The organism is Larkinella insperata (assembly GCF_026248825.1).
In the GTDB taxonomy this organism is placed as follows: Bacteria; Bacteroidota; Bacteroidia; order Cytophagales; family Spirosomataceae; genus Larkinella; species Larkinella insperata.
The window spans coordinates 104,676-129,280 of record NZ_CP110973.1; the positions used below are offsets into that span (position 1 = coordinate 104,676).

At 50.8% G+C, this 24,605-nt stretch carries 27 protein-coding genes; 15 read left to right on the forward strand and 12 right to left on the reverse strand.

From position 1 onward, the window contains the following. Positions 1-20 precede the first annotated feature (20 nt). The 3 genes from OQ371_RS00245 to pheS all read right to left on the reverse strand — a co-directional run bounded on the left by OQ371_RS00245 (position 21) and on the right by pheS (position 3,780). Complete coding sequence (locus tag OQ371_RS00245; RefSeq protein WP_265991551.1) at positions 21-998, reverse strand: SDR family NAD(P)-dependent oxidoreductase; 978 nt, start codon at positions 996-998, stop codon at positions 21-23. A 215-nt stretch (positions 999-1,213) separates the two neighbouring features. Further along, the gene (locus tag OQ371_RS00250) at positions 1,214-2,476 is read right to left on the reverse strand and encodes a DUF937 domain-containing protein (protein ID WP_265991552.1); all 1,263 of its coding nucleotides are present in this window, start codon (positions 2,474-2,476) and stop codon (positions 1,214-1,216) included. 251 nt (positions 2,477-2,727) lie between these two features. Then, positions 2,728-3,780 (reverse strand): phenylalanine--tRNA ligase subunit alpha, encoded by a 1,053-nt coding sequence (gene pheS, locus OQ371_RS00255; protein WP_265991553.1) that lies wholly within the window; start codon positions 3,778-3,780, stop codon positions 2,728-2,730. Positions 3,781-3,995: 215 nt separating this feature from the next. Here pheS and OQ371_RS00260 point away from each other — a divergent pair, with 215 nt between their 5' ends. Together OQ371_RS00260 and OQ371_RS00265 are read left to right on the forward strand one after the other, a co-directional pair. Further along, positions 3,996-4,427 (forward strand): LytR/AlgR family response regulator transcription factor, encoded by a 432-nt coding sequence (locus tag OQ371_RS00260; protein ID WP_265991555.1) that lies wholly within the window; start codon positions 3,996-3,998, stop codon positions 4,425-4,427. Positions 4,428-4,700: 273 nt separating this feature from the next. Then, positions 4,701-5,114 (forward strand): LytR/AlgR family response regulator transcription factor, encoded by a 414-nt coding sequence (locus OQ371_RS00265; protein ID WP_265991557.1) that lies wholly within the window; start codon positions 4,701-4,703, stop codon positions 5,112-5,114. A gap of 149 nt (positions 5,115-5,263) precedes the next feature. Here OQ371_RS00265 and OQ371_RS00270 read toward each other — a convergent pair whose 3' ends face one another. Together OQ371_RS00270 and OQ371_RS00275 are read right to left on the reverse strand one after the other, a co-directional pair. Beyond that, the gene (locus OQ371_RS00270) at positions 5,264-5,944 is read right to left on the reverse strand and encodes a porin family protein (RefSeq protein ID WP_265991559.1); all 681 of its coding nucleotides are present in this window, start codon (positions 5,942-5,944) and stop codon (positions 5,264-5,266) included. Between the two features lie 157 nt (positions 5,945-6,101). Beyond that, entirely contained in the window at positions 6,102-6,794 is a 693-nt protein-coding gene (locus OQ371_RS00275) for a porin family protein (protein ID WP_265991561.1), read from the reverse strand. A 202-nt stretch (positions 6,795-6,996) separates the two neighbouring features. On the opposite strand from OQ371_RS00275, the gene radA reads away from it, so the two are divergent. Next, the gene (gene radA, locus OQ371_RS00280; protein ID WP_265991563.1) at positions 6,997-8,370 is read left to right on the forward strand and encodes a DNA repair protein RadA; all 1,374 of its coding nucleotides are present in this window, start codon (positions 6,997-6,999) and stop codon (positions 8,368-8,370) included. Positions 8,371-8,467: 97 nt separating this feature from the next. Continuing rightward, the gene (locus OQ371_RS00285) at positions 8,468-9,316 is read left to right on the forward strand and encodes a sugar phosphate isomerase/epimerase family protein (protein ID WP_265991565.1); all 849 of its coding nucleotides are present in this window, start codon (positions 8,468-8,470) and stop codon (positions 9,314-9,316) included. Between the two features lie 64 nt (positions 9,317-9,380). Here the strand turns inward: OQ371_RS00285 and OQ371_RS00290 are convergent, their stop codons facing one another. After that, on the reverse strand, positions 9,381-9,767 hold the full coding sequence (locus OQ371_RS00290) for a T9SS type A sorting domain-containing protein (protein ID WP_265991567.1): 387 nt from the start codon (positions 9,765-9,767) through the stop codon (positions 9,381-9,383). Between the two features lie 312 nt (positions 9,768-10,079). On the opposite strand from OQ371_RS00290, the gene pgeF reads away from it, so the two are divergent. Together pgeF and OQ371_RS00300 are read left to right on the forward strand one after the other, a co-directional pair. Further along, the gene (gene pgeF / locus OQ371_RS00295; protein ID WP_265991569.1) at positions 10,080-10,847 is read left to right on the forward strand and encodes a peptidoglycan editing factor PgeF; all 768 of its coding nucleotides are present in this window, start codon (positions 10,080-10,082) and stop codon (positions 10,845-10,847) included. A gap of 74 nt (positions 10,848-10,921) precedes the next feature. Beyond that, entirely contained in the window at positions 10,922-11,179 is a 258-nt protein-coding gene (locus OQ371_RS00300; RefSeq protein WP_265991570.1) for a GlsB/YeaQ/YmgE family stress response membrane protein, read from the forward strand. A gap of 48 nt (positions 11,180-11,227) precedes the next feature. Here OQ371_RS00300 and OQ371_RS00305 read toward each other — a convergent pair whose 3' ends face one another. Continuing rightward, entirely contained in the window at positions 11,228-11,995 is a 768-nt protein-coding gene (locus OQ371_RS00305; protein WP_265991571.1) for a biotin--[acetyl-CoA-carboxylase] ligase, read from the reverse strand. A gap of 100 nt (positions 11,996-12,095) precedes the next feature. Between OQ371_RS00305 and rsfS the strand changes: the two genes are divergently transcribed. Continuing rightward, positions 12,096-12,479: a ribosome silencing factor gene (gene rsfS, locus OQ371_RS00310; RefSeq protein ID WP_265991572.1), complete on the forward strand. Its 384-nt coding sequence runs from the start codon at positions 12,096-12,098 to the stop codon at positions 12,477-12,479. A gap of 190 nt (positions 12,480-12,669) precedes the next feature. Beyond that, positions 12,670-14,700 (forward strand): ATP-dependent zinc metalloprotease FtsH, encoded by a 2,031-nt coding sequence (gene ftsH, locus OQ371_RS00315; protein ID WP_265991574.1) that lies wholly within the window; start codon positions 12,670-12,672, stop codon positions 14,698-14,700. A gap of 91 nt (positions 14,701-14,791) precedes the next feature. Here the strand turns inward: ftsH and OQ371_RS00320 are convergent, their stop codons facing one another. After that, on the reverse strand, positions 14,792-15,562 hold the full coding sequence (locus OQ371_RS00320) for a hypothetical protein (RefSeq protein WP_265991576.1): 771 nt from the start codon (positions 15,560-15,562) through the stop codon (positions 14,792-14,794). Between the two features lie 115 nt (positions 15,563-15,677). On the opposite strand from OQ371_RS00320, the gene OQ371_RS00325 reads away from it, so the two are divergent. Beyond that, complete coding sequence (locus OQ371_RS00325) at positions 15,678-16,454, forward strand: UDP-2,3-diacylglucosamine diphosphatase (RefSeq protein ID WP_265991577.1); 777 nt, start codon at positions 15,678-15,680, stop codon at positions 16,452-16,454. 17 nt (positions 16,455-16,471) lie between these two features. Here OQ371_RS00325 and OQ371_RS00330 read toward each other — a convergent pair whose 3' ends face one another. After that, a complete protein-coding gene (locus OQ371_RS00330; RefSeq protein ID WP_265991578.1) occupies positions 16,472-17,203 on the reverse strand; it encodes a carboxypeptidase-like regulatory domain-containing protein in 732 nt (243 codons plus the stop codon). An 80-nt stretch (positions 17,204-17,283) separates the two neighbouring features. Continuing rightward, positions 17,284-18,117, reverse strand: a complete 834-nt coding sequence (locus OQ371_RS00335) for a phosphatidate cytidylyltransferase (protein ID WP_265991579.1) — start codon at positions 18,115-18,117, stop codon at positions 17,284-17,286. 169 nt (positions 18,118-18,286) lie between these two features. Between OQ371_RS00335 and OQ371_RS00340 the strand changes: the two genes are divergently transcribed. Next, the gene (locus OQ371_RS00340; protein WP_265991580.1) at positions 18,287-18,811 is read left to right on the forward strand and encodes a hypothetical protein; all 525 of its coding nucleotides are present in this window, start codon (positions 18,287-18,289) and stop codon (positions 18,809-18,811) included. 9 nt (positions 18,812-18,820) lie between these two features. Here OQ371_RS00340 and OQ371_RS00345 read toward each other — a convergent pair whose 3' ends face one another. Then, positions 18,821-19,030, reverse strand: a complete 210-nt coding sequence (locus OQ371_RS00345; protein ID WP_134033157.1) for a DUF2007 domain-containing protein — start codon at positions 19,028-19,030, stop codon at positions 18,821-18,823. Then, entirely contained in the window at positions 19,023-19,937 is a 915-nt protein-coding gene (locus OQ371_RS00350) for a CPBP family intramembrane glutamic endopeptidase (RefSeq protein ID WP_265991582.1), read from the reverse strand. The genes OQ371_RS00345 and OQ371_RS00350 overlap by 8 nt, the downstream gene beginning before the upstream one ends. A 172-nt stretch (positions 19,938-20,109) precedes the next feature. Between OQ371_RS00350 and dusB the strand changes: the two genes are divergently transcribed. The 5 genes from dusB (at position 20,110) to frr (ending at position 24,383) form a co-directional block, all read left to right on the forward strand. Further along, the gene (dusB, locus tag OQ371_RS00355) at positions 20,110-21,099 is read left to right on the forward strand and encodes a tRNA dihydrouridine synthase DusB (protein WP_265991583.1); all 990 of its coding nucleotides are present in this window, start codon (positions 20,110-20,112) and stop codon (positions 21,097-21,099) included. 311 nt (positions 21,100-21,410) lie between these two features. Beyond that, positions 21,411-22,334, forward strand: a complete 924-nt coding sequence (locus tag OQ371_RS00360) for a DMT family transporter (RefSeq protein ID WP_265991585.1) — start codon at positions 21,411-21,413, stop codon at positions 22,332-22,334. A gap of 20 nt (positions 22,335-22,354) precedes the next feature. Next, positions 22,355-22,855 carry an acyl-CoA carboxylase biotin carboxyl carrier protein subunit gene (locus tag OQ371_RS00365; RefSeq protein WP_265991587.1) on the forward strand — a complete coding sequence of 167 codons (501 nt, stop codon included), beginning with the start codon at positions 22,355-22,357 and terminating at the stop codon, positions 22,853-22,855. 120 nt (positions 22,856-22,975) lie between these two features. Then, positions 22,976-23,692, forward strand: a complete 717-nt coding sequence (gene pyrH / locus OQ371_RS00370; RefSeq protein WP_265991588.1) for a UMP kinase — start codon at positions 22,976-22,978, stop codon at positions 23,690-23,692. A 130-nt stretch (positions 23,693-23,822) separates the two neighbouring features. After that, entirely contained in the window at positions 23,823-24,383 is a 561-nt protein-coding gene (gene frr, locus OQ371_RS00375; protein ID WP_265991589.1) for a ribosome recycling factor, read from the forward strand. Positions 24,384-24,605 lie beyond the last annotated feature (222 nt).

Here is a 24,605-nt window from a genome sequence, read left to right on the forward strand (position 1 = left end):
TCGCTGACCAAACAGCTTCATTAATTTAACGACAATTTGCCCAGCAACGACTCGCCCGTCGATTCCGCTTTGCGCCGAACCCGGGCGGCTTTGCCTTTCCAGCTATTATCCATCGTTCCGAAGGCCCACAGCAGCGTCGTGGCGGCTACCACACCCACCGCAATGGCCGTAACGAGCATCGAATGATCCTGCTCGCCCGAATCATTAGGACGCTCCAACTGCTTGCGCATCGAACTGGTTACCAGTTCATCGGGTAGCATATGTCCCATGGCTACCTGCGCTTTGTTCATCAGTCCGGGCACAATTTTTTCTTTTCCTTTCATCAAGGCGTTGTAACCGTCTTTGGCGACCTTCGCGGCATCTTCCAACTGCGCCATCTGGTGAACGCGCGTTCCTTCGGCTCCGGCTTTGGCAAAAAAGTCGGTGTTGGTCGGTCCGGGCATCAAGGCCGTCAGGGTTACGTTTGTATCTTTCAGTTCGTTCTGCAATGCCTCCGTGAACGACAGAATAAAGGATTTGGTAGCGCCGTAAACGGCCATGAGCGGGTGAGGCACCACCGACGCGACGGATGCCAGCATCAGCACCTTGCCTTCGTTGCGCTGCACCATATCTTTCAGGTATAATTTCGTGAGGTGAACCAGCGCCGTTGCGTTGATCTGAATGATGCTCAACTCCTTGTGCAAATCGGTTTCCTTCGCAAACATCCCGTATTCGCCCATACCGGCGTTGTTGACCAGCACGTCGACGCGAATTCCGTTCCGCTGCGTTTCATCGTAAATTTCTTCCGGGGCTTTCGGATCAGCCAGGTCTTTGGCAATGGGAGTTACTGTGATCCCGAACTGCTGTTCGTATTCTCCGGCGATTTCCTTCAGGCCGTCGCTGCTGCGGGCGACCAATACCAGGTTGTACCCGTCTTTCGCAAACAAGTTTGCCAGTTCACGACCAATACCGCTTGTAGCGCCGGTAACCAGGGCCGTTTTTGCCGTTTGTGCTTCCATACCGTAACGTTGATTAATCAATTGAACAATCGGACGGCCAACATCCCGACGGCTTGCCTGTCCATGGTCTGCTAACAACCAAAAACGGCAGATGTTGGAAAAATCTTTGCGTGTGGACGGTGGAAACCGACAAAAGCAGTTCGGGCCGGAACGTGAGCAAACATCCTGTTCCTCAACGTTTCGGCACGAACCGGACTCTTTCTATAATTCGTGTCTTACTTTGTAATTACTTTAACATCAATCTGCTTTAACGGCGTTTTTCCAACGGCCGTTGTATCACCCGGCCGAACACCGGAACCCAAACCAATGGCATCGACCCGCAGGTAGTTGATACCGGCCCGAACCAAGCCGTTCTTAATAGCCTGCACCCGTTTAACAGACAGCACTTTATTGGTCATCGGCGGCACCGCGTCGCTGGCGTACCCCACCAGCCGGATCTGCATGGTCGGGTTAGTCTTCAGCAACGTGGCCAGTTCCGTTACGGTGGCCAGTCCGGCGGGTTTTAGCTGATCGGTACCCGGTTGGAAATCCAGCGCCGGTATTCTGAAACTCCGACCGGCCGGGGCCTGCAGGTTCGTCACATAAGCCGCCAGAGCGGTTGTGGAGGTTTTAACGGCCGAGGTAAGAAGTGCCGCCGAATCGAGCCGGGCCGGAGCCGCCGGTTTCGCGCTTGTGGCCGGGCTGGTAGCCGTTGAATCCACAAATTCAGTAGACATAGCCTCTTCGTCGGCCGATGAATACGACTGCGTATTGTTCCAGATGTAGTAACCGGCTCCGGCCAGCGCCACCATCACCAGTACCCCCACACCCCACTTCACCAGCGAACCGTTGCCTTCTTCTTCCGCTTCGGTTGCATACCGTGGGCGCTCCTGAACGGGGGCCCGCTCGACATACGCCGTACGCTTGGCGGGCTGCACCCCCACCGTCAGCAGTTGTTGAATATTCAGCCCTTCCGCGATCCGGTCGAGCAGTTTCTCGGGAGTTGTGTCAATCAGGTAATCCCGTTGATCGGCCAGAACGGCCGCCAGTGCATCGGCATCCAGTTTATTATCAACTACCAGCCGGTTAAGCGTTCCCAACACCAGGGGCGTTACCAGACCCAACAGCGTAATGGCCGCCGAGTTTTTAATGTTGGCGTATCCGGAAATGGCGAGTCCAATGGCGCTTTTCATGGCAGGCAGCAAATGGCTGATGCTGTTACTGCCCGATTCAACCAGCCGGTTGGTTTGCTCGGTATCGCGAAGCAAATCGGGAAACGAATTGACCAACGTACCGTCAAATTTCCCTTTCTGAATCGAATTATATAATTGATTAACCCCGATCTCCGTGGTTGTCCGTTTCATCAGACCGGCAACGACTATATGCACCAACCCCTCCAGAGCAACCCGGGTTTTCTCCGGATTTTCGTCCACGTAGTAAGCCGCACGGGAAACAACTGTATCGGTTAGGTTTTCTTTTAATTCAATTAATAAATTCATAAAGACGATATTGCATGAGGACTATCTACTAACCACATCCGCAAACGCAACGCTGAGGAGTACAATACAAGTGATAAAGTTAGACAAAAAAAAGAAGTACGGACCGGCAAGTTAAAATCCGGGCTAACTTTTAGACAAAAAAAGGATTGGAAGAAAGGAATGGCAAAAAAGAAGCGAAAAAAATTAAAAGGAACCGAGTTATTCGCTCAACCCGGTTCTTTTTCGCCAGTAATTTCCCTTCTTCCCTTTTGTTACGCTCCCTGAAACTGCCGGAGGAACCGGACATCATTTTCGGTATACAACCGCAGGTCATTGACGCCGTAGCGCAACTGCGTAATGCGTTCAACGCCCATCCCGAAAGCATAACCCGTGTATGTTTCCGGGTCAATGCCGCAGTTTAACAACACATTCGGATCAACCATGCCGGAACCGCCAATTTCGACCCAGCCGCTGTATTTGCAGATGTTGCAGCCTTTGCCGTGGCAGATTTGGCAGGAAATATCAATTTCGGCGCTTGGTTCGGTGAACGGAAAGTACGACGGCCGGAAGCGAATCTTCACGTCCTTGGCAAACATTTCCTTCACGAAGTGATAAAGCGTATCCTTCAGGTCTTTAAAACCGACGTTTTTATCAATGTACAACCCTTCCACCTGGTGAAACATGCAGTGAGCCCGGGCCGAAATGGCTTCGTTGCGGTATACCCGGCCCGGCATAATGGACCGGATCGGCCGGAAAGTGGTGTTATTCCTCTGATGCTCCATCAGGCGAATCTGCACGTTTGAGGTGTGCGTCCGCAGCAGCAAATCCGCCGGTGCCCCTTCGCTCTTCTTCTCAACGAAAAACGTGTCCTGCATGTCGCGGGCGGGGTGATTATCCGGAAAGTTCAACGCCCCGAAATTATACCAGTCGGTTTCAATTTCCGGCCCATCGGCAACCCCGAAACCAATCCGTCCGAAGATGTCGATAATCTGTTGCCGAACGATGTTAAGGGGGTGTTGGGCACCGTATAAATTAGGAATAACGGGCAGCGTCAGATCAACGGGCGATTGAACCTCTTCCGTCTGGCTGTTTTCCAGCGCCGTACTGGATTCTTTAAACCGCAGTTGGGCAAAATCCTTCAGGGAATTCAACTCCTGCCCCACGGCCCGGCGATCTTCCTGCGGTACCTGCTTTAATTGCTCAAACAGATCCGTAATCACTCCCTTGCGCCCTATATACCGTAGTCGGAACTGCTCCAACTGATCTTTAGATTGAATTTCACAGAGTTCAATCTCCTGATAAATTTCTCTGACTTTATCCAGCATACGTATTTTCTTCAATCCAGCTCACCGCAAAGATAACCAAATTCCCTGCTCCGGTAAACAAACATTTTGACCCGCTGATTAGCTCGACGGTACGGTTGTTGGGCACGGTATTGACGACAGGTTATGCGGTATCCAGCCTGAAAAAACCGCCCCTCAACACTTAACCTGTTAACAATCAACAGTATCCATTGTTACACTATCTTACTCGATCTATTATGGAATCCATCCTGAAGGAAAACATTTTTGACCAAGTGTCCACAAAATTCCCCAAAAGTGTGGAAAAAAAGTCCACCTCCCCAATTTCCCCGAAACTTCTCATTCCTTTCTACGACCGCAAAAGAACTATTTCATTGGAAGAAATTGTCCGGCTGGAGGGCTCAGGTAATTACACCAATTTCTTTCTGAAAGACGGTACGCGTATGTTGGTATCCCGTACATTGAAAGAATACGAAGACCTGTTGGATGGTGAGGCCTTCGTACGGGTTCACAAATCATGCATTGTAAATCTATGCTATGTCCGCCGGTTCTACGTAAAGAAGGAAGGTGAACTGGAATTGAACGACGGTCAGCAAGTAAAAATTTCACGTCGCCGGGCGCAGAACTTTGTGGATCGTATCCGCAACTTCCTCCCCAGCGCCGTACATTAATGCACCAGTAGTTATTTGAACCGTAATAGATCCCGTATCGCAACGTGAAGTTTACGGGTATCACCACCACGTAGAAATACGTAATCGGTCGAGGAGATATACGGGAAGTACACCAATCAGTAACATCTTAAAGGCTTGACTTTCAGACGCTTAACCCCCTGGCTAAGCCGCTCAAAGTCAAGCCTTCCTTATTATCGAACGGTGAATTAAAGTAGTTTTGTCATGTCAGTAACAACAAGTAACACACACACAAAACTCTAATCGCCATTCGCTATGGAAACGTTAGCTTATCCTTCCTCTTCGACATTACAACCGTTGTTTCCCCGGATGTATCAGCGTAATGCAAACCGCATCGCGCTTCCATACCTCAACCGCAACATTATGATCTCGGTCGATGATATAGTCAGTCTGCACGGAGAAGGCAACTATACGTTTATCACGACGCGCGATAAAAAACGTTACCTGGTTTCAAAAACGCTAAAGGCATTCGAAACCATGCTCGACCAGTCGATGTTTCTCCGGATTCACAAATCGACGATCATCAACCTGGCTTACGTGCAGTTTAGTGTTTTCGCAACGGAGCGGATTGTACGCATGACCGACGGCCAGGAAGTTACGATCTCCCGGCGCCGGATGAAGGAAATCAGCCAGCGGCTGAACTACTTCATGCAGTCGCTTTTCAATTAATTGATGATTACAATTTTACTTATACGGTTTATTTTGGGTTAGTTGAGCAGAACAGCCGTTGTCGGCTCCCTTTAGGGACGGGACAACGGCATGTTTTTTTGTAAAGTACAACGCAGCCCACGGTTTCAACCGTGGGCTGTTGAATTTCATTAAAATGCAAAACCAGCCGTCAATTGCCAGAGTGAAGCTTTGGTTGAAAACCGGGCGTCACTGCTGGGCGTTTTAATGCCGATCTGCGACAAATCCGACAGGTTGCCTTCGTACCGCAAGTCAAGCTCAAAACCGCCCAGGTTCAGACCCGCTCCGGCCTGATACCCAAACACCGCCTGTTTAAACGTTTCTTCAATGGGCTGGCTGGTGTACTGGTTGAAAGAATCCTTCAGTCCTTTGTTTTCCGAGATCGTCAGCGACATCAGCGGTCCGGCGTTCAGGCGAAGCGGTCCCAGCTTGAAGCCCACCAGCACCGGCACATCAAAGGTGGTAAATTTCACATTCACGGATTGGGTTGCCAGGCCGGTTTGAATCAGGTCGAACTTGCCACCTTTCGACGACACTAGTACTTCGGGTTGCAGAAAGAGCTTCCGGCCAAACCGGAAAAAGGCGCCCCCGACGATGCCCGTGGTCCGGCTGTCGTTGTTCCGGAAAAAATCATAGACAATCTGCCCGCCCGACATAACCGGGATGCCGCCCGCCGTCAGCCGGGGCGTCTGCATTTCGAGGGTTTTGAGTTGCGAAAAGTTGGCCCCTACTTTCAGACCAACGGTGAGAAATTTGCCCTGGGCATAGGTCAGCCCCGGCAGCAAGAGCAGCAGTACTAAAACTCGCTTCATTCGTATTGTTGTTAGAAAATGAAAAATGAAGCGCAAGGTAGCAGAAAGATAATAACCGCCCGCCAGGAAGTGTGCAAACGGTAATGGCCGACCGTATTCCGCAAAAAAGCCGCCTGGCTTGCTTCCAAACCGGGCGGCTCCTTTACTTACTTTATCGCTAGAACAAGCGCAGCGCCAGCGTCACCTGCCAGGATTTCAGCTTTTGGCTGAAGCGATCGGAGTCGCTCTCCGTACCCAGGTCCACCGCCGAAATGTTAGACAGACTGCCCTCCCGCCGGACATCAATGCCCAGCCGGCCCAGATCCAGCCCAACTCCCAATTGATATCCGTACGTAGCTTTGGCCAGTGCGTTGTTCAGACTGCCGGAAGTATAATCCTGGAGCGCATCGCGCAGAGACTGGTCATCACTGATCCGAAACGAAACAATTGGACCGGCCAGCACCCGGATGGGGCCGCCCTTCAGACCCAGCAAAATCGGCACGTCGAAATTGGTGGTGTTGATCTTGACGGTTTCGGAAGTGGGTTGGCCGTCAATGTCGCGCACAATCTCGAACGAGCCGCCTTTTGAAGAAACCAGCAATTCGGGTTGCAGATAGATATTTTTTCCGAACCGGGTGTAGATACCGTAGGCCCAGCCCGTCCGGCTATCAAAACTTTCTTTGAGGTTATCGCGAATGGTTCGGCCGCTAACGCTTACCTGAGGAGAACCATTTGCATTCAAACGGGTTTTCACAAATTCACCCATCGTAAACTGCGACAGGTTCACGCCACCTTTCACACCGATACTGAATTGCGCAAACGTTAATGCGGGCAGGCATAGAACCAGACCGAGCAACAGGAGTTTTTTCATGTTGGAAGAGAAGTTAGAATGAATGATAAACGAGATCGACGGCAATAGTGCTATGAAAGACCAGCTTTTTTTAGTATATTGTTAGTTTATGAGCACCTCGCTTTCTTTGCAGAAGCGTATGTTGGATAGGACACTCCACGGACAACTTACCCCTATTCTTTACCGCACGCTGCTTAGAAGCGCGATTGTAACCGAAGGTTTAATGGCAAAAACAAAAACAACATTTTTCTGTCAGAATTGCGGTAACCAGGCGCCCAAATGGCTGGGTCGCTGCCCAGCTTGTGGTGAGTGGAATACCTTTGTGGAAGAAGTGGTTACGAAAGAGGAACCCGTTGCCGGCAACTGGCGCCCCACCGCCACCACCAAAACGGCGGCCAAACCAAAAGCCATTCACGCTATAAATTATGAGGAACAGGAACGAACCCTGACGCCCGACAGCGAGCTGAACCGGGTATTGGGGGGCGGTATCGTGCCGGGGTCACTGGTGCTGATCGGCGGAGAGCCCGGCATCGGCAAATCCACCCTGCTGCTTCAGATTGCGCTTGGTTTGAAAGACATGCGCGTTCTGTACGTTTCGGGCGAGGAAAGTGAACAGCAGATCAAGATGCGGGCGGAGCGGTTGCCCACGCCGATTAGCGACTGCTACATCATGACCGAAACCTCGACCCAGAATATTTTCCGCACCGTCGAGCATTTTGAGCCAGAAATCCTGATTATCGATTCGATCCAGACCATGCATTCCTCGCTGGTGGAATCGGGGGCGGGCAGTGTTTCGCAGGTCCGCGAGTGCACGACGGAATTTATGAAATACGCCAAAGAAAACGGTACGCCGGTTTTCATCGTTGGCCACATTACCAAAGATGGTTCGTTGGCCGGTCCGAAAGTACTGGAGCACATGGTCGATACGGTATTGACGTTTGAAGGTGACCGGCATACTACCTACCGGATTCTGCGCACCACCAAAAACCGCTTCGGCAGCACCTCGGAACTGGGCATTTACGAGATGCAGGGGACGGGTTTGCGGCAAGTGACCAACCCGTCGGAAATCCTAATTTCCCAGCGCGACGAGGCCCTGAGCGGTATCGCCATTGGCTCCATGGTGGAAGGAAACCGTCCCCTGATGATCGAAATTCAGGCGCTGGTGAGTGTGGCTAACTACGGAACTCCGCAGCGCAGCAGCACCGGCTTTGATGCCAAGCGGTTGCAGATGCTGCTGGCTGTTCTCGAAAAACGGGGCGGCTTCCGGCTAGGCCAGCAGGACGTTTTTTTGAACGTGGCCGGTGGGTTGAAGGTCGAAGACCCGGCTATTGATCTGGCGGTTTGCGCGGCTATTGTATCGAGTTACGAAGACATTTCCATTCCGTCGAGCTCGGCGTTTGCCGCCGAGGTTGGTTTAGGGGGCGAGGTCCGCGCCGTGCACCGGGTTGAGGCCCGCATCTCGGAAGCCGAGAAGCTGGGATTCAAAGAAATCTTTATTTCTAAATACAACATCAAAGGACTGGATACGAGTAACTTCAAAATCAAAATCCGGCCCGTCAGCAAACTGGATGAGGTGTTTCAGGGTGTTTTGATGTAAGGTCTATGTGTCGAAGAAATCATATAAAATCATTGAATTAGCGCAACGCCAGGCTGGATTTCTTTTACATTTACAGCGTCAAATAAATCCTTACTAAATGAAACGCATTAATCCTCTTTTGCTGATCATCGCCCTGCTGGCTTGCGGTGCCTTTAGCGCGAATGCCCAGCGCAATCCGGAAGACAAGGCTGGCTGGCGACTCGGCGCGCAATCCTATTCCTTCCGGCTATTTACCTTTGCCGAAGCCCTCCGCAAGATTGACAGTTGCGGCCTGAAATACGTCGAAGCGTTTCCCGGCCAAACCATCGGCGGTGGCATTGAAGGCAAAATGGATTATAAAATGGACGCAGCCACCCGTCAGGCCGTTAAGAAGATGGTGAAAGAAAAGGGATTGGCTTTCTCGGCTTTTGGCGTGGTGAACGCTCCCAATGAAGCCGACTGGAAGGCGCTGTTTGAATTTGCCAAAGACATGGGCATTTCAAACATCAATACCGAGCCCAAAGTAGAGCAGATTCCATACATCGCCCGGCTGGCCGACGAGTATAAAATCAATGTTGCCCTGCACAACCACCCCAAGCCGTCGCACTACTGGCACCCCGACTCGGTGCTGGCCGTAATCGGAACGAGCAAGTACATTGGTGCCTGCGCCGACATTGGTCACTGGGTGCGCTCGGGTATGGACCCCGTCGATTGCCTGAAAAAGCTCCAGGGACACATCCTGGGTATGCACTTCAAGGATGTCAAGAAAGATACGCCGGACGGCAAATACCACGACGTGATCTGGGGAACCGGCGATTGTAAAGTTGATGCGGTCATTGCCGAACTCAAACGTCAGAAATTCAAGGGTCCAATTTCGGTGGAATACGAACACCATTGGGAAAACAACGGCCCCGAAATTGCCGAAAGCGTCAAGTACTTCCGAAGCGCCTACAACAAAGTGCAGTAAACACGAAAAAGCCCCGGTCCTGCGATCGGGGCTTTTTCTTTCTGGTGTGGAATAGATCGGATTATCAGCGCAAAGAAACGGCACGCTCGGCCTGAACCGGTTTTTTGGTTTGCAGGTTGACTTCTTTACTAACTTTGGAAGAACCGTCGCTGACGACGATGGTATACACCCCATCCTGCAATTGATTCAGGTCAAAACGGGTACGGGTGGACGTTTCATTTTTAGTCAGTCGGTGCGTGGCCAGAACCGTACCCTGACCATCCAGCAGCGCAACATCGAGGGTTGTGCCTTTTTCTTTCGCCACCATTACGTTTATTTTGGCGGTTTCAACGGAAGGATACAGGCCAACCTGGTACGAAGTGGCCGTTTTTTCGTTGTCGTTGTTTGCGAAAGTTGCGGTGGAAGTACTGAGGGCCAGCGCTACAAGTACAGAGGAAATGAACGTTTTCATGGTGTGTGATTGTGAGTGTTCAGATTTGTTGTTGTTTGTCTTCTTTGACGATTCAAAGATAACGGCCTGAAACAACACCATCCGAAACATAGTACGTTAACGGTTTTTGTGGATGGCTGAACGGTTTGAATTCTGGATGAATAATTAAACGGCAACCGCCAAGCCAATTTCTTAACCAACACATTTACAACCGATTGCACTTAAATATTCTATTTTTATTTTGCGCCCCTGACAAATGAACACGCAACGCCGGCCGCTGAACAGCCCAAGAAAAGACATACAAAACCTGCTATTTCAGTATAAAATTTGGAAATGATTTTTTCAGAACTAGTTTACCGCATTCCACCCGTTTTTGACTCTTTCCAGGGAGTGGTGGCCGCCGAAAGCACCCGGCACGGTGGTGTCAGCCCCGCTCCGTTTGCCTCCCTGAATGTCGGCATCAACACAACCGATACACCCGAGAACGTAGCCGAAAATCGCCGACGTTTGTTCTCCAGTCTCCAAATAGATCCTGACCAGGTAGCTGCCTCGTATCAGGTGCATGGCGATCGGATTTTGACGGTTACGCAGCCGGGACGGTTTGAAGGGTACGACGCCCTGATGACCAACCTGCCCAATCATTTCCTGACGGTTACCGTAGCGGATTGTACGCCCATCCTGATTTATGACGCTGGGCAGCGGGCGGTGGCGGCCGTTCATGCAGGTTGGCGCGGAACCGTTGCCCGACTGGTTGAAAAAACTGTCAAGGCCATGCACGAACGATTTGGGACGCAGCCGGAAGAGTGTTTTGCTTACGTCGGCACCTGTATCGATCAGGCGTCTTTTGAAGTCGGGCCGGAGGTGGCCGAGCAGTTTGGTGAAACCTTTAAACGGTTTGACCCGGAGCGGCAGAAATTTCTGATTGATTTAAAAGCCGCCAACATGGCCCAACTGCTGGCGGCAGGCATCCCGGCTACTCAGATCGGGGTTTCACCGTATTCGACGGTTTTGCATACCCAGGATTATTTCTCGTTCCGGGCCGAAAATGGAAATACGGGTCGGATGCTGGCTATCATCGGGCTGCGTTCTGATTTTCAATAGGACCGATCAGGCGAATTTGAAAAACAAACCCGGACGTGCCGAGTTCTATACCCATACACAAAACGCACAAGGATATGGGACTCTTAATGACAATATTGGTCGGAGCCATCGCCGGTTGGCTGGCAGACCTTGTTTTTAAACGGTTTTCGTTTTCACTGTTTACCGAAATATTGCTTGGTATAGCCGGGGCCTTTGTTGGTGGCTGGATTTTTGGGAACACCTTCGCAACCGGAGCCGGTGGTATGCTCGACCGGATTCTGACGGCTTTTGTCGGTGCGGTTATCATCCTGGGTATTGCCGCCCTGATCAAAAGATCACGGAGGACAGCTTAATAAGGATTCAATCCTGTCCGGATAGCTGAATAAGTTGTTCGGACAGGATTATTGAATAACAAACTCTACTTCTTTAAACGCAAAGCTTTTTAACTTCTCACCCACCTGGATGGCCAATCGGCCGCTTTCTTCAACGCCGACGATCATTCCCCGAAAGCGTTCCTCATCCGCAATAAATTCGCTTTCTTCCTGATACCGGAATAAACGTTGCAGGTAATTCGTTTTCAAAACATCGCGTTGCCCGGCACGTAAGGCCAAATACCGCTTTTCGAGCGATTCTAATAACGACGGCAAGACGTCCGGGAGAACGAAATCACACTCATTTGGTGTTTCATTAATGAGGGAGGTGGCCGTCGCCGTTTGAAAGCGTGTCTGGTTGATATTCAGCCCGATTCCTACTACCGACCAGGCGATTGAATAGCCGTATAACGTGTTTTCAATCAGAATACCGCCAATTTTTCGTTGTTCAACATACAGGTCGTTCGGCCATTTGACTTTCAGCCGGTCGTTCAGGTACGTAGCCAGCCAGTCACTGATTCCCAGCGACACGGCAATATTTAGCCAGAACTGTTCGTTGGCCTGCAAAAAAGAAGGTTGCAAAATAACGGAGAAAGTCAGGTTTTGCCCCGGTTGGGCTTCCCACTGATTACCCCGCTGTCCCCGACCCGCCGTTTGGTGGTCTGTTACAACGACGGTTCCATCCAAAGCGGCTTCATTGGTAATCAGACTGGCCGCAATGTCGTTGGTTGACTGACAAGTTGGCAGATATTTAATTTTTTGGCCAATAAATAAGGTTTTGGGTCGAAACTTGTACAAATTTTTAATACATTTAGTTGGATGAATGCCGAATTACGGTACAAAACCTTGTTTGTAGCCCGTACCCGCTGATTCGGTCTGTGCAATTTAAACCAGTAGCATGAGAATTAACAAACCAAAAGAATTATCATCCGAAGAACTCTGCAAACTCGTCGTGAAGGGGATGCAGGAAAAGAAAGCCATTGACATTGTTGTCATGGATCTTCGCGAAGTTAAAAATGCCATTTCCGATTACTTTGTAATTTGCTCCGGTACGTCGGACACACAGATTGACGCAATTGCCGATTCTGTCGAAGAAGAAGTATACAAATCCAGCCAGGCTAATCCCTGGCACGAAGAGGGCAAAATGAATCGGGAATGGATTCTTCTTGATTATGTGGATGTTGTTGTCCATATTTTCAAAAAGGAACGCCGGGTTTTTTATGACCTTGAACAACTTTGGGGCGATGCCGAAATCCACACCGTGGAAGAAACCTTTGCCTGATCGATAGAACGGTATAACGGGTCAGACTCACGTCTGACCCGTAAGCAGACTACGGAATGAGTGTTTATCCGCTCTGAGAACCACCTGCCCCGGAAACACTCCGTTTATCGAAACCAGAGCCCCACAGAAACAATCCATTCCTAAATGGTGTTTCCTTTTTTATCTATTTAGCCGTAATTCTGTTGCCAAAATGCCTGATAATAATAGAAATCCACTATCACCCAGAACGCCCCGTCGGCCTAACTTCCAAGGCTGGATTGTAGCGATCCTGATTGCAGCGATCCTCGGGATAACCTTTTTCAACCGCAGCAGCGCCGTTCGAGAGACTACGATACGCGGTTTTGAAAAGATGGTTAAAAACAAGGAAGTCGAAGAGGTTGTCATTGTAAACAATGACGTCGTTGAAGTAACCCTGACCAGACAAGCATTACAGCAAAAATACCGCAACCTGTTTCAGGATAAGTCCTACTTCAATTCGGATTCCGGACCTCATTTCCAATTCCGGGTTTCGTCCGCGGAGTCTTTCAAGAAAGACCTGGACCGTATTCAGGAGGGTGTACCTGATAATGAGAGAATTGATTACAAAATAGAACAACGAAGCGACTGGAGTGGATTCTTGTCCACCTGGGGTTTCTTCATTGTTATGATTCTGGCCATGTATTTCCTGCTGGGCCGCATGTCGGGTGGCGCCGGACCGGGTGGTCAGATCTTCAACATTGGCAAATCCAAAGCTGCGCTGTTTGACGCCGAAAACCGGGTTAAGATTACGTTCAACGACGTAGCGGGCTTGGATGAAGCGAAAGAAGAAATCAAAGAGATTGTCGACTACCTGAAAAACCCGACCAAGTTCACCAAATTGGGTGCCAAAATTCCAAAAGGTGCTCTGCTGGTAGGCCCTCCGGGAACGGGTAAAACCTTGTTAGCCAAAGCCGTAGCGGGTGAAGCCGGTGTGCCGTTCTTCTCGCTGTCTGGTTCTGACTTTGTTGAAATGTTTGTTGGGGTGGGTGCCGCCCGGGTGCGTGACTTGTTCAAACAGGCCAAGGAAAAAGCCCCTTGTATCATCTTCATCGATGAAATTGACGCCGTTGGCCGGTCCCGTGGTCGGGGCTCCATGCCGGGCGCCAATGACGAGCGGGAAAACACGCTGAACTCCCTGCTGGTTGAAATGGACGGTTTTGCTACCGACTCCGGAATCATTATTCTGGCAGCTACCAACCGCCCCGACGTATTGGACTCCGCGTTACTGCGGCCCGGCCGGTTTGACCGCCAGATCAGCATCGACAAGCCGGATATTGTAGGTCGTGAAGCTATTTTCCGGGTCCACCTGAAACCCATCAAACTGGCTTCGGATGTTGATCCGAAAGAACTGGCAACACAAACACCGGGTTTTGCCGGAGCTGATATTGCCAACGTTTGTAACGAAGCGGCCCTAATTGCAGCCCGCCGAAACAAAGAATCTGTTGATATGTCCGACTTCCAGTACGCGATGGACCGCGTAATTGGTGGTCTGGAAAAGAAAAACAAACTCATCTCACCGGAGGAAAAAGAGATTGTGGCCTACCACGAAGCGGGTCACGCTGTAACGGGCTGGTTCCTTGAACACGCCGATCCGCTGGTGAAAGTAACGATCGTACCTCGCGGTGTAGCGGCTCTGGGTTACGCGCAATACCTGCCCCGTGAGCAGTACCTGTATCGTACGGAGCAACTCATCGACGAAATGTGTATGACGTTGGGCGGCCGCGCGGCTGAAGAGAATATCTTCGGAAAAATTTCAACCGGAGCCCTAAGTGACCTTGAACGGATCACGAAGCTAGCCTACAGCATGGTAACGATGTACGGGATGAATGACAAAATTGGTAATGTTTCGTTCTATGATTCAAAACAGAGCGAATACCAGTTTAATAAGCCCTATTCGGAAGCCACCGCTGAAGCCATCGACGACGAAGTTCGCAAGATCATTGATGCGGCTTACGCTCGTACGAAAGATCTGCTTGATAGAAATCGGGCCGGTCTGGAAGCCGTAGCGAAAGAACTGCTCGAAAAGGAGATTCTGTTCCAGAAAGACCTGGTTCGTATTCTTGGCAAACGTCCTTTCCTAAAAGAAACGACTTACCAGGCTTACAAAAACTCCGGTGAAATCGTGGAAGAAGAGATTGGTACAAACAGCAAGCCGGAACAAACCGAGCCGCTACCGACACCGGACTTGCCTGCGTTATCATAAGGCCAGTTTGACTAAATAAAAAAAGCCGACGTACGTCGGCTTTTTTTATACCCAAAGGATTTAAGAACAATACGAAGTGACCAATCTAGACTTACCTAAACTTATAGCCAGTCACATCAAAAGAATAATTTGTTGGGCCGAAGTGGATTAGTCTAAGCGTGCTGGTGGCGGGTTTTCCGTTTACTTTCTCCGAAAAATATTCCTTTTTGGATTGAACCAGCAATTCATTGGGTGCGAGCGACGAAGAGAAGTTGATGCTGTGGGCATCAGGCAGCTTGGCTTCCAGCGCTAGTTCATTGAATAGATACAGGGGATACGAATTGAAGGGCACCTCGGCTACCCAAAGCCATTCCGTATCTTTCGGCCCCAGGCTAGCCCGGTATTCCGTTGCCGTCAGACCGTATTGCGTTCCTTCACGACCCGTAGCCCGGTAGCGTTGATTGAACCGGTTATGGCACGCATCAGCACGGTTGGGTGCGTAAAAAGACTTACCGACATGGTACTGCATGATTACCTTTCCTTCGTATTTGTCGGCCACGTACACCCGGTAACTTCCGTCCGGTTGTCCGGTTACAAACGTGTACCCGCCTACGACGCCCGGAAAACTCAGATTGGCTAACTTACGGTCAAATCCAAATTGCCCCGTTTGTGAATTCAGTAACACCTGATAACGAACAACCGAACCGTTGTAATCGATTTGTTCGTAGACCAGAACCCGATCAAATACCAGTTTCTGGGGCGCTACCGGGCGGCTTTTCGTTACCATTGCCAATTCCGACTGTGCGTGAACCGGTGGTACTTCCTCTCCCAATAACCCCATAAAGCCTACCAAACCGGCTAATGCAATAAACCGTTTTTTCATAGTAACGTAACGTACAAGTTTTCTTGAATCAATAGCTTTCTTTTTGATGTTGCAATATGCAAGTTTCGGAGGTAATGAAGCAATATATTACTTTTGTATTCCTGAAAATTTATTCATGTTTCCTACAGAATCATTAGCGCTCCCACCGGGTCAAGCCGTATACTTTGCATCTGATTTTCACTTAGGCATTCCCTCACCAACCGCCAGCCGCGAGCGTGAAGCCCGGGTTATTCGCTGGCTAACCAACGCTCAAACCGATGCTGCAGCGATTTTTCTGGTTGGCGATGTGTTCGATTTCTGGTTCGAATACCGCAGTGTGATCCCCAAAGGGTTTAGCCGTTTGCAGGGCAAGCTGGCCGAACTGGCCGACAGCGGGCTACCAATCATTCTGTTTACCGGGAATCACGATATGTGGATGGCCGACTACTTTGCCGAAGAAATGGGCATTCCGACCTACCGGCGACCAAAATCCTACGAAATTGGCGGCAAACGGTTTTTGGTAGGCCACGGCGACGGCCTTGGTCCCGGCGATTTTAAATACAAGCAGCTCAAGAAGCTTTTTGAGAACGGCATGGCCCGCTGGTTTTTTAGCTGGCTTCACCCCGATATCGGTATGGCGTTTGGCAATGGCTGGTCGCGCAAACGCAAAGAATCCGAACAACATAGAACGGAAGAATTCAAAGGCGACGAACAAGAGTGGCTTTGGCAGTATTGCCGGGAAGTGGAAAGCCGTCAGCACCACGACTACTACATTTTCGGCCACCGCCACCTTGCCCTGGATTTGAGAGTAAACGACAATAGCCGGTACATTAACCTGGGTGAGTGGATTAACCTAAACACCTACGCCCGGTTTGACGGCCAGGATACGAAGCTGCTGACGTTTGAAAGCTAAAAGCCTATAGCCGAAAATCAGTTATTCTTGAGAATATCCTGCCGCGAGAGTCCTTCCGGTGGAGTAGCGTTGAGTTCCTGCCGGAAATCCTTCTTCTTCAGATCACCGTTTTTGACGGATTTGATAAAATTAGCCCAGGCAAACGGATTCAGGAAAGGTATAGTGGTCATCTGAGATCGACCCGTCATGGATTCGCGGCCAAACCACTGTTGATTGAGGTAGTATCGGTAGTTACCAGCGGCACTCATGGGCGTCATGGCCGCCAACCGCTGCATGGATTCTTCGCTGAGATTACGCGCCATGTTCTCACGTTCCTTGGCGTCGGGTAACTTCATGTTAACGAAAGCCTGCTTGAACAACTCCTCCGTCGGATACGGGTACACTTTTACTTCCGTCAGCATCTGCACGTCTTCCTGCATGGCTACGACCGCCGAGTAAGAGGCTTCGGTCAACCGGCGGGGAATGATATGGTATTGTTTTTTATACCCCACGTAACTAAACACAATGCTATCGCCCGGCAAAACCGGAATGGCAAAGTACCCGTTTGTGTTGGACAGAACGCCCCGACCCGCCCGGGGAATGGAGATGTACGCTTCCGGCAAGGGTTCCGACGTTTTTCCGGCGGTGATGATCCCGGTAAACATAATCAGCTTTTCCTGCCCCTGAGCCCGTGCAGTTTGCGGAGCGGTTGTCATCAACCCCGCCACAACGGCCAGAACAGTTATAATTTTTATCAATAATGTCTTCATATCCTCCTCTTAGAAACGCCCATATACAAGGCGTATTGTCCAAATCCTGTGAGCTGATGGAATAGTCTTCCTATTCAAAATCAGGCAAATAATTTTAAAAACGTAATAATAAACGGGGCCGCCAGCAGCAGACCGTCAAATCGGTCGAGAAAACCGCCATGACCCGGAATAGACGATCCCGAATCCTTGATGGCAATGCTCCGCTTAAAGAGCGATTCGACCAGATCACCGTAGGTACCGGTCACCACAATGATGGCCCCCACGCAGTACCACTCCCAGGGCCGCAAATCGTCGACAAAAATAGTTAGAAAAAAAGCGATGACGGCAGCCGCTAGTGCGCCCCCAACGGCCCCTTCCCACGATTTTTTGGGCGACACCCGTTCGAATAACTTCCGACGGCCAAATTTAGTGCCGGCAAAATAAGCCCCGATGTCGCTGGCCCACAGCAGCACCAGGCACCCCAGCATCAAACCCGGATGGTAGGTGCCCCCGCGCAGCGCCAGCACGTTCAGCAGGGCAAACGGCACGGCCACGTAAATAAGCCCTAAGAAGGTAAACCCGATATTCGTAAAAGGTTTTAAATCCCGCTTTTTATATAACTTGATTAAAAAAATCATGGAAGCCGCCGGGCAGATCAGAAAGTAGCTATCATAACCAACAATCTGTTTCTCAATCAAATAAGTAAGCAAACAAATAAGGCATCCAACAGCCGTTCCGTAATACGTCAGGGGTTGATTGCCATCCAAACCCAGAAGTTTATAAAATTCCAGCTGTGTCAGCGCACTGATGATGCAGAACAGCAGAGCAAAGGTCCAGTCACTGTACCAAATTCCAAATAAGATGATGATGACACCGATGGCCGCGGTAATAACGCGCTGCTGAAGGTTCGACATCCGACTCAAACGTGCTTTCATGTAGTAAGGTAACTACAAACCAGATTGGTTTATCTGGCGAAAATAACAAAATACCGACAGGTCATTCATACATCGGTTTCGCTTTCCGTCTATTTTTATCTTTATTTACAGTTTATCTCACGATTTATAGAGTTGCCGTTTCGGGCAATCTACTCACCGATTCGTACCTATGTTCTTTGTTCTGCTTAGCCTGTTTTTTCAATTGGCAGGAAACGGTCAGCAACCGGATTACGATCTTCGCTCCCTGCGCTGGGATATGACCAGCAAGGAAGTGCAGGCCGCTGAGCGCTCAACACCGTTTGTCAAAACCGACACGACCCTCCAATACCGTCGGCGGTGGTTTCAGACCTTCCCGATTTCAATCAAGTTTGCGTTTGTGAAGGATCAGCTGGTGGGGGCCCAGTACTTTTTTACCGAACGGCACGTGCGCGCCCAGCAGCACTTTAACGACTACGAAGCCGCAGTGAAGATTCTGACAGATCGGTACGGGAACCCGTTGGGCGACTATTGGAATTGGAACTCCCCACTGTACAAAGGGCGTCGGGAACGCTACGGAGATGCCGTGCTGCTGGGTCACCTGACCCGGTCCAATGTCTGGGAAACGGCCCGGTCCATCATCACGCTGGAAATGTCCGGCAAACCAACCGAAGGCATTTTTACGGTGATTTCGTACGCCAAAAAGATTGATAGCTAAAGGAGAAGCCTAGTATTCCAGATCCGCAGAAATTAAGTGAATTTTGGCGAGGGCGGCATCTTCGGCCTGCACATACACCTCGCAGTTTCCCAACAGGTAGTTACTATCTTTTTTATTAACGACAACGGCGTTGATGGCGTGTTCGGCCAACAGGACTTTGGCCAGTTCGGCGCGGTGCATGGTCGGTGTCACCAGTACTTTTTCCCACTGATCAGACATACGGCTGGGACGACGATTGATTTGATTTTCGAAAAAAAACTAAAAAACCTATCGTTAAAATTAGTGAAATTACCGCGCCGGTCCAAGGAACGCTATCGGTATTCTCAATGTCAATCGAAATCATTTTACGGTGGTAGAGCCAGACCATAAAAACCGTAAAACCGTTGTTTACCGTGTGCGCCAGAATAGCCACCCAAAGATTGCCCGACCAGACGTAGAGGTAGCCAAACAGAGCGCCCAGCAGAACCCGCGGTACAAAGCCGTAAAACTGCACGTGAATGGCACTAAAAATGATGGCCGCTACCCAAATGGCGACATGAACGTTGCCGGTCCACTGCGCCAGTTTTCGTTGCAAAAGCCCCCGAAACAGCACCTCTTCGCCAATGCCCGGAATGATGGCAATCACCAGCAGAGCAATTACCAGCTCCAGCGGTGAGGAGAAATCCGTCAGGAAGGTCGTCAGTTCGGAAAGCTGGTCTTCCTTTTGTTTCATCCATTCTTCCAGTCCGCGGAGCGCATCCGGCAGATCAAGGTTCTGATTCCATTCGATAATCAACCCGTTGAAAGGCATGAAGGTAATGGTTAGCAGAGCCACCAGCCCCACGGCCCGAACGGCGCTGAGCGGCCGGGTGTTGAAGTCGGTCCACCCCCGGTGTTCAATCCAGCGCAGGTAGAGCAGGCTCGGCAGCAGAAATGAGCAAAGGTGGCTGACGGCCTGAATCAGCATCAGCAACTGCCAACTGCCCGGAAAATCGGCGGGATTGTTTAAAATATCGGTTATTTCGCCCACCTCATAACCGCTCGTGGAAGCCCAGCCCGCCAGGAACACGCCGGCCAGCAAACCGCCCAGCGACATGCCCAGCAAGATAAAGCCCAACAGGACCAATAGACTACGTAAAGGATGCAAAGGATTCGTTGACGGGGATGCAGAGCGGAAGTCTTCCATAATTGCTGTAAATTTACGGCCAAAACCGTGAGGTCCTTACAAGTACACAATTTTTAATCCCAACACCTGTACGATTTTTGGGCCCCGGGGGTTTCAAACCGAACATCTTTAGAAACGGCGTTGTTAGCGATATATGGTTAAAATTGGAACAATTGAACTGGGCGACTTCCCGCTGCTGCTGGCGCCAATGGAGGATGTCAGCGATCCGCCGTTCCGGGCGGTTTGCAAGGCGAACGGAGCCGATTTGATGTATACGGAATTTATTTCGTCGGAGGGATTAATCCGGGACGCGGCCAAGAGCGTTCAGAAACTGGACATATTCGAATACGAACGCCCGATTGGTATTCAGCTTTTCGGTTCAGACATCGAAACCATGCGGGTCTGCGCCGAAATTGCCACGCGCGCGAATCCGGATCTGATCGATATCAACTACGGTTGCCCGGTCAAGAATGTGGCTTGCCGGGGTGCCGGGGCGGCTTTGCTGCAAGATGTTCCGAAAATGGTGAAAATGACCGAAGCCGTCGTGAAAGCCACCCACCTGCCCGTCACCGTAAAGACCCGCCTGGGCTGGGACGAAAACACAAAAAACATTCAGGAAGTGGCCGAGCGTTTGCAGGACATCGGTATTCAGGCGTTGACCGTTCACGGGCGTACGCGGGTGCAGATGTACAAAGGCGAAGCCGACTGGACACTCATTGGCCGGGTGAAGGAAAACCCGCGCATCAACATCCCGATTTTTGGCAACGGCGATATTGAAAGCCCTGAAAAGGCGCTGGAGTACAAAAACCGGTTTGGCGTCGACGGCATCATGATTGGCCGTGCCAGCATTGGCTACCCCTGGGTTTTCAACGAAATCAAGCACTACCTGCGGACGGGCGGGCATTTAGCCGCTCCTACCCTGGCCGACCGGGTGGCCGTCTGCAAACAACACCTGGAGTTTTCGATTCGCTGGAAAGGCGAGAAAACCGGCATCTTCGAAATGCGTCGTCATTATACCAATTACTTCAAGGGCCTCGACAATTTCAAACCGTTCCGGCTCCGGCTGGTGCAGGCTGATACGCTGGCGGAAATCAGCGGTATTCTGGACGAAATCACCGAAACGTACGAGGTAGCCCTGCTTTGAGGTACGAATTCCGAAGTACTGACGATTTTACCGTTTTAATTGTAAAAGTACTGGTGCCTCGGGACATGGCCGATCCGGGTGCCCATTCCACCTAAACAGAAACCTGAAGCCCCTGCAAGCCGTCAGGGGCTTTTTTATGCTGCAAAGCCGCTTCGTCAGCCTCTGGGCTCTTGAGTAAGGGGTTTAGCTTTCAGTGGCGGGTGGTTTGCTTGGCTTGGCCTACCCAAACCGACTTTCATTCAACCCATTAGCGCTGGACACTTTTTTACAATCGACCGAACCAAATTCTGGCGACCGATGGTTTTCGTTTTATGACAAGACTGTTTACCGAAAAATCCCCCACTCTACCCGAACCGGATCTTTCTTCATCCCCAAACCACCGGTTACAAGCCTGGTTGTTGCTTATACTGGTCGCTCTGATCTGGGGCACTTCTTTTATTTTAATCAAACACAGTCTGACGGCTTTTTCGGCCATCCAGGTCGGAACAGGTCGCATCTTCTTGGCGCTGGTCTTTTTCCTCCCGTATCTGCTCGTTCGCAGGAACCAGTTTCCCCGCGACCGCTGGCTGCCCCTCCTGGGGTCGGGGGCACTCGGTTACCTGATCCCCGCCATGCTGTTTGCTACCGCCGGGGCGCACCTGAATAGCTCGCTGGCCGGAACGTTGAACGCCCTCAGCCCGCTGTTTACCTTCCTGATCGGCGTGCTTTTATTCGGCCGACGGGCGAAGCTGCTGCAGGTTGGTGGTATTCTGCTGGGTTTCGCCGGATCGGTCTTTCTGGTCTTTTTCAGCGCAACCGGCTCCTTTTCCTACAACGGGTACGCCTTTCTGATTGTGCTGGCCACCCTCTTCTACGGCTTCAACATCAACATCGTCTCCCGGTATTTATCCGACTTGCCGGCCCTGCTTTCCACGGCCTCCACCTTTGCAATGGTTGGCCCGATTGCCCTGCTCGGGCTGGCGACGACGGACTTCCCGACTCGGGCTGCCGCTCCGGGTTCAACGCCCGCCCTGCTGATGCTCATCACCCTCGGCATGATTGGTTCGGGCTTCGCCACCATTCTTTTTAACCGGGTTATCCAGCTTACTTCCGCAGTTTTTGCCTCAACGGTAACCTATCTGATTCCCGTCGTGGCGGTCGTCTGGGGGTTGTTCGACGGCGAACCGCTGCACTGGCCGCAGGTTGCCGGTATGGGAATTTGCCTCTTGGGTGTATATTTGATCAACAAAAAATAAAACGCCTTAGCCCTTGCTTCATGTTTCGTGCTTCCGTTAACGATCAGCCCCCCTTTGAAATTGATTTTGCCAGCAACCAACCGGTTCTAAACGGCCAGCCTTTTCCCTGGGATCTGGTTCGGCTGAACGACCGGATGTTTCACATTCTCCACCAGAACCGTTCGTACATCGCCGAAATTCTGCACCTGGACCACGCGGCCAAAACCGCAACAATCAAGATTAACGAGTCAATTCATCAGGTTCAGCTCAAAGACCGTTTCGATCTGCTGCTCGAACAGATGGGTATGAGTACGGTCAGCCAGACGAAGATCAACGAGATCAAGGCGCCGATGCCCGGCCTGATCCTAAGCCTGAGCGTTCAGCCCGGCGATGTGGTGCGTAAAGGCGATATCGTCCTGATTCTGGAAGCGATGAAAATGGAAAACGTCATCAAATCACCCGGCGACGGCACGATCAAAACCGTCCGGATTGGCCGCGGTCAAACCGTTGAGAAAAACCAGGTCCTGGTAGAATTCAGTTGAGCTGGCAGAATCAGAAGAGAGGAATTGGCAGGCGTATTCTCTTGCGCAGCGCATTTTAACTCTTAGCTCTTGTCTCTTAACTCATCACAGTTCACTATATTTGCCGCCAAACTTTCCTTCATGGCTCAACTAAAATATAAACGAATTCTGCTGAAGCTTAGCGGAGAAGCATTAAGCGGAGAAAAAGGGTACGGTATCGATCCGACAGTTTTAGAACAGTACAGTCTGGAAATCAAGCGGGTTGTCGAAATGGGTGTCCAGGTTGCTATCGTTATCGGCGGGGGCAATATTTTCCGGGGTATCCAGGGCGAACGCAGCGGTATGGACCGGGTTCAGGGCGATTACATGGGCATGCTGGCAACGGTTATCAACGCCATGGCCATTCAGAGTTCGCTCGAGCAGCACGGGTTGTACACGCGCGTGATGTCGGCCATCAAGATGGAGCAGGTTTGCGAACCGTACGTCCGTCGGCGGGCTGTTCGTCACCTCGAAAAAGGCCGCGTCGTCATCTTCGGCGCCGGAACCGGAAACCCGTACTTCACGACGGACACAACGGCCAGCCTGCGCGCCATCGAGATCGAAGCGGACGTGGTTCTGAAAGGCACTAAAGTTGACGGAGTGTACACGGCTGACCCGTTCAAGGATAAAACCGCCACCCGGTATACGACGATTTCCTTTCAGGACGTTTACGAGAAGAAACTGAACGTAATGGACCTGACTGCCTTTACGTTGTGCAAGGAAAACAATCTTCCGATCATCGTGTTCGACATGAACCGTTCCAACAACCTGGTTCGACTGGTGGAGGGCGAAGACATCGGCACGCTGATTACGGGCTAATTTTTTAAATGACGAATTAAGAATGATGAACGATGAATCCGGAATGGGTCGCTGATGCGATGATCGACGGTAAATAAACCGTCAGCCCGTTCATCGCCCATCGTTCATACTTCATCATTTATGTAAAACTATGGAAGAAATTGAGCTTTATCTCGAGGACGCCCGGGATACGATGGAAAAGGCGTTAAAACATTTGAACATCGAATTATCCAAAATCCGGGCGGGCAAGGCCTCAACCGCGATGCTGGACGGTCTTCAGGTGGAGTATTACGGTGTCAACTCTCCGATCAACAACGTGGCTTCGATCACAACGCCCGACGCCCGGACTATTTCCATCAAGCCGTTCGAGAAAAAGATGATTGCTGAAATCGAAAAATCCATTCGTAACAGCAACCTGGGTCTGTCGCCCACCAACGACGGCGAAAACATCCGGCTGAACATCCCGCCCCTGACCGAGGAGCGCCGTCGCGATCTGGTCAAGAAGGTAAGGCAGGAAATTGAAGTCGGTAAAGTCAACATCCGTAACATACGCAAAGACACCAACGAAGACATTCGGAAATTGACTAAAGAGGGCGTTTCGGAAGACGATGTTAAAAAGGGTGAAGAGCGCGTTCAGAAACTAACCGATAGTTTTATCGCCAAAATTGACAGCATTTTCGTAGCCAAAGAACAGGACATTATGTCAGTATAAACGGTTTCGACCTTTTGCTACCGGCTTCGGAATCCTCAAAGGCGCTAGACCCGAGGATTCCGAAGCTTTTTTAGTAAGCTTTCTCCTGAAATGCCTCCGTTGTTTCTTCTTTTCCGCTAAGCCACTCCGTTTTACTAACGTTGGCACAGTAGCGTTCCCGGTTGGCCGACAAAACCGGACCAGCTCCACTTAGACGAATGCCCAGTAATGGTAAAATAAGCC